Source organism: Alphaproteobacteria bacterium (assembly GCA_018667735.1).
Lineage (GTDB): Bacteria > Pseudomonadota > Alphaproteobacteria > Rickettsiales > JABIRX01 > JABIRX01.
Map to the genome: position 1 here is coordinate 1 of JABIRX010000024.1, position 13,166 is coordinate 13,166.

A 13,166-nucleotide genomic window follows, 5' to 3' on the forward strand; every position below is an offset into this window, starting at 1 on the left:
ACATAAATATGTCCTTTTTGTGCTGCCATCATAAGTGCGTTATAACCATCTTCCTTTTGTAAGTTTACCTCCAGATCTTCTCGCTCCATTAATTTTTCTACAACATCTGCATGTCCATCGTTAGCTGCCATCATAAGTGCGTTATAACCATCATTCTTTTGTAAGTTTACCTCCAGATCTTTTCGTTTTATCAATTTTTCTACAACATAAGTATGTCCTTTTTGTGCTGCCATAATAAGTGCGTTAAAACCATTCATTTGAAAGCTGACATCAATATTATCAGATTGTAACGCTTTCTCAGTCAAAGAAATATAATTTCCTCTGGCTGCATAAAAAAGAGTTGCTCCATTATGCTGATATTTTTCTCGATATGGATTCAAATAGGCAATAGCTGCTTTAGCATCTGATGATTCTGTATTATATTTCTCGGTGAAAAATTTAACATACTCAGTATTATTATAATATTGTAGGCCTTTAAACTGGTTATCAAATATTATAAATTGATCTTGTCCTATCCGGGATAAGGCAATGGTATGATCATCTGTAGGATAAATATAAGCGTTTTCTCCTATAGCTATAGAACTTAATAAAGCTTGAAAATTATCTTTATTTAACGGTACAATATCCTTAACCCGCTGGTCTGTTATTAAGCTTAAACTACGTTTTAATAAAAGATCTGCAAATGAAGTTAGTAATTCACTATTTTCATCTAGCGCTAAAGACTCTATGAAGGAAGAGAATAATACTCTTCCTTTTTTATGCTGATATTCTTGGATTAGAGCAACAAATAACTGGCTAAATTCTTCACAAAAACCTTGTTTAACTTTTGTTGAGCCTGATGAAGCTATTAAATGTTTTTGCAGGTTTAAATTAGCGTTATGTAAGCTTATTTCATTGATTTCTGGTATAAAACTTACTGAGGAGTTAGTTACAGAAAAATGTTCATTTACAAAGCTTGTCATCAAAGAATTTGTTTTTAGTTCTTTACTTCCATGTAGATAAAAGTCAGGCTTTGGTTTAAAAACATGACTTTCTTCTAATACTCCTAGTTCTAATGCGTTTTTTGATATTGAATTTCCAGGAAGATAAGTGGGTTTTTTAGCAAAAGGATGATCTGCTGTAGATAACTTTGGAAGTTGATATCCATCATAGATCTGTCTTAAGAAAGTGACACCAAGACCACATGCTAATAGTTTTATTAATTTGTTTCTCATAATTATACCCTTAATTCTATATATTATAACATAATTTTAGGATTCTGACAAATGTAAAAGCTAGGAATACATAAAAACATATATTATACTTCAAATATGCAGGGTTTTATATGATTTTATTGCTTATGTGATAATTTAACTTCGTTAAACATTTGAATAAAATTATCTTTACAAACAGCATTTGCTATAATAATTATCGAGCTAGAATAGCTATTATGTTTATTGTTGCAGTTCTTTCAACCCATTGAGAAAAGGTTTTTAAGCTATTTTGTTCTGGCTTTAGCTGTGCTCTTTTTTGTGTTTCTGATTTTACTAAAGCAAGATATAAGAAAAATATTTAAGAGTAATATGCAGCTAAATAAAGACTAACTTATAACTTACTATGGCTACCATCACAAAAGACAGAGCCAGACTTGGCATGTTTGCAGCCGCAAAAATAAACATCCTTATTTTCATCAGCAACCCATTTTACTGATTTATATTCAGGAGCAAGTTTCTTATGCTTACCATCGCAAAAAGGTTGTTTGTCACTATAGCCACAACTACACCATGAATATTTTTTGCCTTTTTCTACGGAAATTTTATAAGGTGCTTTCTGTACTATTTTTACTTCTTTACTCATTGTTTTCACTTGGTTTATATTTAGACTTTAACATATTTTTAAAATTAAAAATAGCTTTTTATAAAAAAAGCCCCTTAAAATAAATTAAGAGGCTTATAAAATTTTTAGATAAATTTTTTGCAAAAATGATTACATCATGCCTGGCATACCCATGCCACCCATGCCTGGCATGCCACCCATAGGTGCTCCGCCTCCTGCATTATCATCACCAGGCTCTTCAGCTACTAATGCTTCAGTAGTGATTAATAATGAAGCAACGGATGCCGCATCTTGAATTGACGCTCTTACTACTTTAGTAGGATCAATAATTCCTGCTTTTACTAAGTTGCAGTACACATCATTTTGCGCATCATAACCAAAGTCAGGATCATTATTTTCTAAGACCTTATTAGCAACAACAGCACCATCAACACCAGCATTTTCTGCAATTTGTCTAATTGGGGCTTGTAACGCTTTTTTGACGATCGTAATACCAGCATTTTGATCTTCATTAGCGCCTTTAACATTAGCTAAGATTAAAGAAGCCTTTAATAAAGTAGAGCCACCACCTGCTACAACACCTTCTTCTAATGCAGCAATTACTGCACATTTAGCATCTTCCACACGGTCTTTCTTTTCTTTAACTTCAACTTCAGTAGCTCCACCAACTTTTAAAATTGCCACACCTCCTGATAATTTAGCTAATCTTTCTTGAAGCTTTTCTTTATCATAGTCAGAAGTAGATTCTTCAATTTGCGCTTTGATTTGCTTACATCTAGTTTCAATATCAGCATCACTGCCATTACCATCAACTATAGTAGTTTCTTCTTTAGTAATAATAACTCTTCTTGCCGTACCAAGCATTTCTAAAGTAGTTTCTTCTAATTTATGTCCCACTTCTTCAGAAATAACTTGAGCATTAGTTAAAACGCCTAAATCATCTAGCATAGCTTTTCTTCTATCGCCAAAGCCTGGTGCTTTTACTGCACAAATTTTTAAACCACCTCTTAATTTATTAACCACTAATGCAGCAAGAGCTTCACCTTCTACATCTTCAGCAACAATTAATAATGGCCTGCCTGATTGAACTACAGCTTCTAATAAAGCAACGATTTGTTGTAGGTTAGAAATTTTCTTATCTACAATTAAAATATGTGGATTATCTAATTCAACCGTCATTTTTTCTGAATTTGTCACAAAATATGGTGATAAATAACCACGGTCAAAATTCATTCCTTCAACTACATCTACTTCAAAATCTAAACCTTTAGCTTCTTCCACAGTAATTGGGCTGTCTTTACCTACTTTATATATAGCTTCAGCAATTTTTTCACCAATTTCAGCATCTCCATTAGCTGATATTGTAGCTACTTGCGCAACTTCATCTTGTGATGCTACTGTTTTTGATGAGCTTCTGATGTTTTCAATAATTTTGCCTACTGCTAGATCAATTCCTCTTTTAAGATCCATTGGATTCATACCAGCTGCTACTGCTTTACTACCTTCTCTGACTAAAGCTTGAGCTAATACTGTTGAAGTAGTAGTACCATCACCTGCTACATCATTAGTTTTGTTTGCTACTTCCTTAATCATCTGTGCGCCCATATTCTCAAAAGGACATTTAACTTCGATTTCTTTTGCAACAGTAACACCATCTTCAGTGATTTTTGCAGGACCGAATACTTTGGGTAGAATTACATTTCTACCTTTTGGACCTAAAGTTACTTTTACAACGTTAGCTAAAGTATCTACTCCTTTAAGTAGAGACTTTCTTGCTTCATTATCAAATTGAATTATTTTAGCCATTATTTACCTATTAATTATTGTTCAATTGTTGCTAAAATATCTGATTCTTTCATGATGATTAATTCTTCACCATTTACTTTGACTTCAGTACCAGACCATTTAGCAAATAAAATTTTATCGCCAGTTTTAATTTCCAATGGCACAATTGTACCATTTTCTTTTAAAGTTCCATTACCAGCAGCGACTACTTCGCCTTCTTGTGGTTTTTCTTGCGCAGAGTCAGGTAAAATAATTCCTCCGGCAGTTTTTTGCTCAGATTCAGTTCTTCTAACTAAAACTCTATCATATAAAGGTTTAACTACAGACATTTTTTTTCTCGTTAATTAGTTATTTATAAAAAGTTAAGTTTTATATAGTTATGATTTCTAGCAAGTCAAGGACTTAACTGTAATAAAACTATAATAATTCTCTGATATCAGTTAAATAACCAGTAATAGCTGCTGCTGCTGCCATTTCTGGACTCATTAAATGGGTTCTCCCCCCCCTTCCTTGGCGACCTTCGAAATTTCTATTAGAAGTAGAAGCGCATCTCTCACCAGGCTCTAAGCGGTCAGCATTCATTGCTAAGCACATTGAACAACCAGGCTCACGCCAATCAAAGCCAGCTTCTATGAAGATTTTATCTAAACCTTCCTCTTCAGCTTGCATTCTTACTAAACCGGAACCAGGCACAATCATTGCATAAACGCTAGATGTAACTTTCTTGCCCTTGACCAATTTTGCTACCACACGCAAATCCTCAATTCGAGAATTAGTACATGAACCAATAAAAACCTTATCTATTTGAATATCGGTAATTTTAGTACCAGCTGTAAGCCCCATATATTCTAAAGCTCTTTCTTTTGTTTTTATACGCTCTGAATTTGTTGAGACTTTATTTGGGTGTGGAACATAACCAGTAATTTCAACAACATCTTCGGGGCTTGTTCCCCATGTGACTTGTGGAGCCAAAGATTTTGCATCAAGAGATATTTCTTTGTCGAACTTAGCATCAGAATCTGATTTTAATGTCTCCCAATATTCTACAGCCTTATCAAATTCTACCCCTTTTGGCACTAAATTACGGCCTTTCAAATAAGAAAATGTTGTTTTATCTGGAGCAATTAAACCAGCTCTTGCACCCGCTTCAATCGACATGTTACAGATAGTCATCCTTTCTTCTTGGGATAAATCTGTAATGGCCTCACCACAAAATTCTATAACATGGCCAGTTCCACCTGCCGTACCAAGTTCTTTTATAATCGCTAATATTATGTCTTTGGCTGTTAAATATGAAGGTCTTTTTCCAGTTACTTCTACTTTTAGATTTTTAGATTGTTTTTGTCTTAAAGTTTGTGTAGCCATAACATGCTCAACTTCAGATGTACCAATACCAAAAGCCAAGGCACCAAAAGCTCCATGTGTTGAAGTATGGGAGTCTCCACAAACTAAAGTTGTGCCAGGTAATGTAAAGCCTTGCTCAGGACCAATAACGTGAACTATACCTTGCCTGTTATCTGCTAAAGAAAAATATTCTAAATTAAATTCTGCGCAATTTTGTTCTAAGGTCTCAACTTGGATTCTTGATGTTTCATCTTTAATTCCTTCCACCCTTTTTTCTGTAGGAACGTTGTGATCTGCTACCGCCAATATTGTTTCAGGTCTTTTTATGGAACGCTTGCTTAGTCTTAAGCCTTCAAATGCTTGAGGACTAGTTACCTCATGTACTAAATGTTTGTCTATGTAAATTAAAGAACCATTATCATTATCTTCTATAAGATGGCTCTGCCAGATCTTTTCGTATAAGGTTTTTCCCATTCTAATAAAAAAAATATTAATAAGGTTAAATTACAAAGCTAATGCTTCTAAAGCAAGTTAATTTAAATAAGCTGCTTTAGGGCTAAAGCAAAGGCTAGTCTTTTTTGTTGCTTTCCGTATTGTTAGCATCGGTATTTTTTGATTTCGCAGTTGGCTTTTTGAAGAATTCTTTTTTTTCTTTAATTCTAGCAGCCTTACCTCGCAATTTTCTCATGTAATATAATTTTGCTCTTCGAACTATTCCTCTTTTAGTAACTTCAATAGATGCTATTTTAGGAGAATATAAAGGGAATTTTCTTTCTACTCCTTCGCCATTTGAAATTTTTCTAACTGTAAAAGTAGAATTTATTGAATCAGAAGATCTTGCAATACATAATCCCTGGAAAGATTGTAATCTCTCAGTTTTTCCTTCTATAATTTTTACGCCAACTTTTAGAGTGTCTCCTGGGCGGAAATCTGGAATTTCTTTGTTTAGATCTTTAATTTGTTGTTGTTCAAACTTTTTAATTACATCCATTTTTATTACCTTCGTTATCTTTATATAATTGCCACAAATCTGGCCTTTTCTGCTCCGTAGTAAATTTGCTTTCATTTAATCGCCATTCAGAGATTTTCTGGTGATTACCTGAGCGCAAAATTTGAGGAACTTCGTAACCTTGCCAAATTGCTGGTCTTGTATAGTGAGGATATTCCAATAAATTTTCATATTCACTATTAACCGCAAAACTCTCCTCAGTTAGAGAGTCACTGTTACCAAGTACATTGGGTAAAGTTCTGACAACTGCATCAATCAATATTTGTGCAGCTAACTCACCACCTGAAATTACAATATCGCCAATAGAAAATTCTGCAATATTATAATGCTCAATGATGCGTTGATCAATACCCTCAAATCTACCACAGACCAGTAATATATTGTTTTCTTTTGCAAATTCAACTATTTTCTTTTGTTTTAATAATTTGCCCCGCGGAGTTGGGTATAAAATTTTATAATTTTCTGGTTTTTTCTCGGTGATATTATCTATTGCATTTGCTAAAATGTCAGGCCTAAACACCATGCCAGATCCTCCACCATAAGGGACATCATCTACACGTTTATTGACTTTGCTATAATCTCTTAAATTAAAAACTTCTAAATTCCAGATTTGCTTTTTATGAGCCTCACCCAAAATAGAAGAGCCTAATTGGCCAGGAAATAAATCAGGATGTAAAGTAATAATTTTTATTTTCAGCATGTGAACTCTAGATCATATCTGGTCGGTTAAATTTAATCTCATGCTTTTTAAGGTCAATTTCTGGAAAAATTTCATCAGTAAAAGGAAATGCTTCATTTTTACTATTTAGAAAAGCAATAGTTACAATGTCCCCAGCTCCATAATTCGCTACATCACTAACTTCGCCAATAACATTGTTATTTTCTAAAATTTTAGCACCAACTAAGTCAGCATAGTAAAAGCTTTTATCGTTGGTTTTGGGTAAATCTATTTTTTGAATAAGTAAAAACTCATTTTGCAAAGATTTGGCCTGGTCTACATCACTAACTCCTTCTATCTTGGCTATAGCATTATCTGCTTTAAAGCCTCTAAAAGCGACCTCTACTTTATTTTCTGATATAAAGAAATTTTTATATTGTTGTATATTTTTTGTATATAAAAAAAGCTTTACCTCACCTCTAACGCCATGCGTTTTTGTGATTTTAGCAATTTTTATATAATCATTAACAGACAAGGGCTAAATGCTTAAACTATTCAGCTTTCGCTTCCGCTTCAGCTTTCGCTTCAGCTTCTAATTTAGCTTTCTCATCTGCTTCAGCTTTTGCTTTTGCTTCGGCTTCAGCTTTTTCTTTGGCTAATTTGTCAGCTTTAATTTTGTCTCTTTCAGTTTGAGACTTTGGAAAAGAAGCAGGTAAATATTTTTCAACTATTTTAAAGCCGTTATCCCACAAAAATATTGCAACTTTTTCACTTGGAGTTGCGCCTGTTTTTAACCAGTATTCCACTCTATCTTTATCGAAAGTAAATCTTTCTTTATTATCAGAACTTAACAAAGGATTGTATGTGCCGATTTTTTCAATAAAATTTCCATCACGAGGAGCTCTTTGATCGGATACTACCAATCTGTAAAAAGGTTTTTTCTTTGCGCCAGCTCTCGCTAATCTTATTCTAGTTGCCATATTTATTTAAATAGTTAATTAGGGCATTAAAATATATTTCTTGCTGTATAATATGCAAGCAAAAACTGATAATATTTTATTTTGGAATTATATATAGACAAATAACCGTATTTTTTATTATAAATAAGTAAAATTTTTATATGAGTAAATTATGAGCAATGTCAAAGTTAGGTTTGCCCCATCACCAACTGGTATGCTGCATATTGGTTCGGCAAGAACCGCGTTATTTAATTACTTATTTGCACGCCATAATGGGGGGGAATATTTGCTTCGCATAGAAGACACTGATAAAGCTAGATCAACAAAAGAGGCTGAGGCTGAAATTTTAGCTAGTATGAATTGGCTGGGATTAAATGCAGATAAAGAGCCTGTCTACCAGTCAAAAAGAGAGTTAAGGCATAAAGAGGTGGTTGCGCAATTATTAGCAGAGAATAAAGCTTATCACTGCTATGCAACTAAAGAAGAGCTTGATGAGTTACGTGAAGCAGCAATTAAAAATAAACAAAGATTTAAATATGATAATAGGTGGCGTGAGCGAAATCCTAATGAAGCTCCAGCAGGAATTACACCTGTGGTTAGAATTAAAGCTCCATTAGATGGCTATACAAAATTTAATGATCTAGTACAAGGTGAAATAAAAGTTAATAACAAAGAAATAGAAGATTTCATAATTTTAAGAAGTGATGGAACACCTACTTACATGCTGGCGGTAGTTGTAGATGATATTGACATGGCTATTACGCACGTTATAAGGGGAGATGATCATTTAAGTAACACACCAAAGCAAATAATTCTATATAACGCTTTAATTGCAACTTGTCCTGAATTTGCGCATATTCCATTAATCTATGGTGCGGATGGTAAAAAAATGTCGAAAAGACATGGCGCTACAGCTGCTTCAGAATATCAAGAGCTTGGCTATTTGCCAGAAGCAATGCGTAATTATCTTTTAAGATTAGGTTTTTCGCATGGAGATGATGAAATAATTTCTGACGCAGATGCCATAAGCTGGTTTAATTTTACCAACGTAGGTAAGTCTCCAGCTAGATTCGATTTTAAAAAATTAGATAATCTAAATGCACATTATTTAAAACATAAAAACAATGATGAGCTTATGGTTTTTTTAGCTGCGCAATATCCAGATCTTACTGAGTTAGAAAAAAGCAGAATTAATAAATTACTAGATGAAATCAAAGCTAGAGCTAAAAACTTAATAGAGCTCAAACATGCTATTTTATTTTTACGAGAAAATTTTGGAGAAAGGCTAACGCTAACAGATAAGGCGCAAAAAGATATAGCTAAGCTAGTAGATCAGCAAATAAAAATCATTGATTTTTATAAGGAAATAGATAGTTTTAAACATGATAATTTATACGAAAAAACAAAAATATTTGCAGAGCAAGAAGATATAAAGCTTAAATTTATAGCAGCTTTTTTAAGAGCGAAGCTTACAGGCTCCCATGTTTCTCCTAGTATATTTGAGATTATGGAGTTGCTAGAAAAAGATGAGGTGTTAAAAAGACTTAGCATGTAATATTATTTAAATAATACGCATAGCTCTTCAAGTTTTTTGTAAAAAAAATATAATCATGTAATTTAGTTAGAGGAAAAAACTAATGATAAAAGTTAAAAATTTGGCCATAGCTTTTCAAGGTCAGCAGATTTTTCAAGATGTAAATATTCATTTTAACCCAGGTGAAAAAGTAGGTCTAATTGGTAGAAATGGTAGTGGAAAATCTACATTTCTAAAAATTATGTTAGGTATGCAAGAAGCAGATCTTGGTTCAGTAGAACTATCCAATAATTATAGAATTGGTTACTTAGAACAACATCTTAGCTTTTCACATGATACCGTAATGGCTGAGGTGGCAAGTGTTTTGCCAGAAGAGCGTGCTTATGAAGAATGGAAAGGAGAGATGATTTTGCAAGGGCTTGGTTTTAGCACTGAAGATTTGCAAAAAGACCCCAAAGAATTTTCAGGGGGCTTTCAAGTGAAAATAAATTTAGCTAAATTGTTATTAGATGAGCCTAATCTGTTGTTATTAGATGAACCAACAAATTATCTGGATATTCACTCAACCAAGTGGTTGAAAAAATTTCTGCAGGATTGGGATGGTGAATTAATTTTAATAACACATGACCGTGCTTTCATGGATAGCATTATTACGCATACATTAAATATTCATAGGGGGCAATTCAGAAAGATCGCAGGTAATACAAAAAAAATCAAAGAGCAAATAGCACAAGAAGAAGAGATTTACGAAAAAACTAGGGTTAATCAAGAAAAAGAACGGCAAAAAACTCAAGAATGGATAGATCGTTTTAAATCTAAAGCAAGTCAGGCTAGTAGGGCTCAGTCAAAAATGAAAGCCTTAGAAAAACAAGGCGTAATGGAAAGATTAGGTGATGTAGAAACCTTAGAATTCAAATTTAATTACAAATTATATGAAAGCAAAGAAAGTTTAATTAAAGTTAATAATTTATCTTTTGGTTATACAGAAAAAGATGTTTTAATCAAGAATTTGGGCTTTTCGGTTAATAAAGGCGATAAAATTTGTGTTATTGGCAAGAATGGTAAAGGTAAATCAACTTTACTCAAGCTTTTAGCCAAAGAAATAGAGGCTAATGATAATTCTGTGTTATATCATGATAAAACTAAAATTGGTTATTTTGGTCAAATGAATATCGAGCGTTTAAACCCCAATTTATCAGTTTGCGAGGAAATTCAAACTAGTGACTCCAAAGCGCCAATAGGAAATATAAGGCGAGTTTGTTCAAATGTTATGTTTTCTGGAGATTCTGCTCATAAGAAAATCTCAGTGTTATCAGGTGGTGAGAAAAGCAGGGTGATGCTTGGTAAAATTTTATTGCAATCTGTTAATTTGTTGTTTTTAGACGAACCTACAAATCATCTAGATATGGAATCAGCGGAAGCCTTAATGAGCGCTGTAAATAATTTTGAAGGGGCGGTAGTTATGGTTACGCATGATGAAAGTTTTTTAAAGAAGATAGCAAATAAACTAATCATTTATGATAATGGCAGAGTGTTTATGCATGATGATGAATATAAGCACTTCCTTAAGAAGGTTGGCTGGCAAGATGTTTAAGCGTAGTTAGATTCATATTGTAGTGAAATTATTTTTATATTAATGAAGAAATTAACAAAATTATTAGCAATAGTTAGCTGGGTATGTGCTATTTATTTGTTAATTATGTTTTTTAATTTAAAAAAAACTTTAAATTTTGAACAACAAGCCTTAGTTACCCCTATTATCACTTATGTTAAAAGCACTTCATTAGATGATGAGGAGAAAGCATTTATTAAAAAAATTAATCCATTTGGCATATTACTTAATAGTGAAAATATAGCGTCTAAAGCGCAGATAAAAACATTAATTAGGGAGTTGAAGTTATTATTTCCAGGACGAAAATTATATGTTGCTATAGATCAAGAAGGTGGTCAGGTAGACAGATTAAAAAAGATTTTTGCAAAAGATAAGCTCTTAAAAGAAGCATCATATTATGGTGCTATAGCAGAATATGATTTAGTGCAGGCTAAAAGAGAGCTTTATCGAGATAGTAAATTTACAGCAGAAATATTAGCTGATTTAGGGTTTGATATTAATTTGGCACCTATGGTAGATTTGACATTTTTTAAAAATTCTTCAGTAAAAGGAGTGAAGAAAAGTTGGGCTGCAACTGAAGCAAGATCATATAGTAGTGAAGTACGCATAGTAGTAGAATTAGCCACCGTTTTTATAAAAGCTATGCATGAAGTAGGTATTATAACAGTAGTCAAACATATACCTGGCTTAGGCAGAGCTTTTGAGGATAGTCATAATGGTGAAGCAATTATTGAAGCGGGCTATTTAGATTTGCTGGAAAAGGACTTTCTAGTTTTTAAAGCTTTAGCAAAAATAGCTAAAATGGCTATGGTGTCACATGGTACTTATAGTGCGATCGACCCATTACCTGCAACTTTTTCAAAGAAAATTATTAAAGATGTAATAAAAAGAGAGATCCAGTTCAATGGGTTGCTAATATCGGATGCACTTAATATGCAGGCAATATCTAATTACAAATTAGAAGATAGAGTTAAAAAATCATTAGCCGCAGGGGTTGATATTGTGATACCAAATTATGTTTCTAGAATAGTCGCGATTAAGGCTGTTAAGGCAATAAAAGAAGAAAATCTTAAAAAATTTAATCAAAAATTAGTTGCTTTAGGGTACTTAAATTAGTGTTATTTGACGCCGGCTAGAGTTTTATATAGCCTTTTCTAAATACGATACTTAGAAAAAAAATGCTAACCTCAAATGTGTAAAGTTAATTTAGTAGATGTGTAAATAATAGAGAAAAGTTAGCGAAGGGTAAAATGTTGAAACTAAACTTTACTCCATATAATTTTTGTTTAATGTTTTGTTTCTATTAATTAGCAAGCTTTCTAGTAATGCATAAGAGCACAGGAAGTATGCTGTTTAATTGGTATAGAAAAAATTATGATACAAAATTGAGGCAAGTGGCTTTATACTAAAAGCAACGGTAGTTAAAATAATAGAAAATTTTAGTTAGGGATTTAAAAGAAAGAGAAGATTTATGACTTTAAAGAAAATTATTAACAATGCACTAATACAATTAATTTTATTGCCCATAAAGTTCTATCGTTATTTTATTTCACCATTATATAGTGCTAATTGTCGTTTTATCCCAACCTGCTCCACTTACGCTTTAGAGGCGTTAAAAACACATGGAATTTTTTATGGCAGCTATTTAGTGGTAAAAAGACTTTTTAAATGCCACCCTTTTGGTGGATGCCATGGCTATGACCCCGTACCAGCCAAAAAACCCAACTTAATTAAAAAGTAAAATTAGCGTAATTTAATTACAGAAGATCAGCTATCTTGACCAAGCCTAGAAAAAAGAGTAACATAAAAGTTAAGTTATAGGTTTAACATGAGGTAGAGAGATATGTATAAAGCTAATTTAATCGGTATAATAGCTCCTATTGGTTGGTCAATGATACCTATATTGTTTTTCTTCCTGCAGCCATTTAATTCAATATTTGCTACAGCCTTAATATTTTTATTTTTCTTTCTGATAGACTTTGTCAGACAATTAATATTTGGTAAAATTATAAACCCTTTTGCTATTTCTATAGGTTATTATTTAACTGGCACTCTTGGCATGGCTATATTCTACATTTGCTATTTTATGGCATTAACCATGGCTCCTATTATAGCAGTTTTTTTGATTTCATATTTAAGTGGTGTACTTAAGATATTTTATGCAAAATTATTTTATAATTTACCTATAGAGCGGAAGCATATAATAGCTGCCATTTTCAATGTTGCAGCTGTTATACTAGTCGCCATTAACAAAAAGTCAGAAAGTTTTGAGTTAGAACATTTATGGGGCTATTTCTTAGCTTTTATAGCAGCTAATAGTTATGCATTATATAGTGTAGGCAAGAAAAGATATAATAACATATCTATCGATTACATTATGTATAGCGCTTTATTATCTTCTTTAATTGCTTTTGTTGCATATTTTCTTCTCGGTGGTAATTTTACAGTAG

At 32.6% G+C, this 13,166-nt stretch carries 14 protein-coding genes; 5 read left to right on the plus strand and 9 right to left on the minus strand.

Annotated features, from left to right (window positions below):
• From HOH73_02510 to rpsP, 9 genes are all read right to left on the minus strand, one after another.
• Nucleotides 1-1,214, minus strand: a 1,214-nt coding sequence (locus HOH73_02510; GenBank protein ID MBT5827732.1) for an ankyrin repeat domain-containing protein, incomplete at its 3' end; no start/stop codon positions are given.
• A 370-nt stretch (nt 1,215-1,584) separates the two neighbouring features.
• A complete protein-coding gene (locus HOH73_02515; protein ID MBT5827733.1) occupies nt 1,585-1,836 on the minus strand; it encodes a CDGSH iron-sulfur domain-containing protein in 252 nt (83 codons plus the stop codon).
• Between the two features lie 129 nt (nt 1,837-1,965).
• On the minus strand, nt 1,966-3,624 hold the full coding sequence (gene groL, locus HOH73_02520) for a chaperonin GroEL (GenBank protein MBT5827734.1): 1,659 nt from the start codon (nt 3,622-3,624) through the stop codon (nt 1,966-1,968).
• 11 nt (nt 3,625-3,635) lie between these two features.
• Nucleotides 3,636-3,929: a co-chaperone GroES gene (gene groES / locus HOH73_02525; GenBank protein MBT5827735.1), complete on the minus strand. Its 294-nt coding sequence runs from the start codon at nt 3,927-3,929 to the stop codon at nt 3,636-3,638.
• Between the two features lie 88 nt (nt 3,930-4,017).
• Nucleotides 4,018-5,418: a 3-isopropylmalate dehydratase large subunit gene (gene leuC, locus HOH73_02530; GenBank protein MBT5827736.1), complete on the minus strand. Its 1,401-nt coding sequence runs from the start codon at nt 5,416-5,418 to the stop codon at nt 4,018-4,020.
• A gap of 94 nt (nt 5,419-5,512) precedes the next feature.
• Entirely contained in the window at nt 5,513-5,935 is a 423-nt protein-coding gene (rplS, locus tag HOH73_02535) for a 50S ribosomal protein L19 (GenBank protein MBT5827737.1), read from the minus strand.
• Complete coding sequence (gene trmD, locus HOH73_02540) at nt 5,922-6,653, minus strand: tRNA (guanosine(37)-N1)-methyltransferase TrmD (GenBank protein ID MBT5827738.1); 732 nt, start codon at nt 6,651-6,653, stop codon at nt 5,922-5,924. The genes rplS and trmD overlap by 14 nt, the downstream gene beginning before the upstream one ends.
• Before the next feature lie 7 nt (nt 6,654-6,660).
• The gene (rimM, locus tag HOH73_02545) at nt 6,661-7,146 is read right to left on the minus strand and encodes a 16S rRNA processing protein RimM (protein MBT5827739.1); all 486 of its coding nucleotides are present in this window, start codon (nt 7,144-7,146) and stop codon (nt 6,661-6,663) included.
• 16 nt (nt 7,147-7,162) lie between these two features.
• Nucleotides 7,163-7,591, minus strand: coding sequence for a 30S ribosomal protein S16 (rpsP, locus tag HOH73_02550; GenBank protein MBT5827740.1), 429 nt, complete (start codon nt 7,589-7,591; stop codon nt 7,163-7,165).
• 151 nt (nt 7,592-7,742) lie between these two features.
• Between rpsP and HOH73_02555 the strand changes: the two genes are divergently transcribed.
• The 5 genes from HOH73_02555 to HOH73_02575 form a co-directional block, all read left to right on the plus strand.
• Nucleotides 7,743-9,125 (plus strand): glutamate--tRNA ligase, encoded by a 1,383-nt coding sequence (locus HOH73_02555; protein MBT5827741.1) that lies wholly within the window; start codon nt 7,743-7,745, stop codon nt 9,123-9,125.
• 82 nt (nt 9,126-9,207) lie between these two features.
• A complete protein-coding gene (locus HOH73_02560) occupies nt 9,208-10,698 on the plus strand; it encodes an ABC-F family ATP-binding cassette domain-containing protein (GenBank protein MBT5827742.1) in 1,491 nt (496 codons plus the stop codon).
• Between the two features lie 42 nt (nt 10,699-10,740).
• Nucleotides 10,741-11,832: a glycoside hydrolase family 3 protein gene (locus HOH73_02565; GenBank protein MBT5827743.1), complete on the plus strand. Its 1,092-nt coding sequence runs from the start codon at nt 10,741-10,743 to the stop codon at nt 11,830-11,832.
• A gap of 355 nt (nt 11,833-12,187) precedes the next feature.
• Nucleotides 12,188-12,457, plus strand: coding sequence for a membrane protein insertion efficiency factor YidD (yidD, locus tag HOH73_02570; protein MBT5827744.1), 270 nt, complete (start codon nt 12,188-12,190; stop codon nt 12,455-12,457).
• A gap of 102 nt (nt 12,458-12,559) precedes the next feature.
• Nucleotides 12,560-13,166, plus strand: a 607-nt coding sequence (locus HOH73_02575) for a hypothetical protein (protein ID MBT5827745.1), incomplete at its 3' end; no start/stop codon positions are given.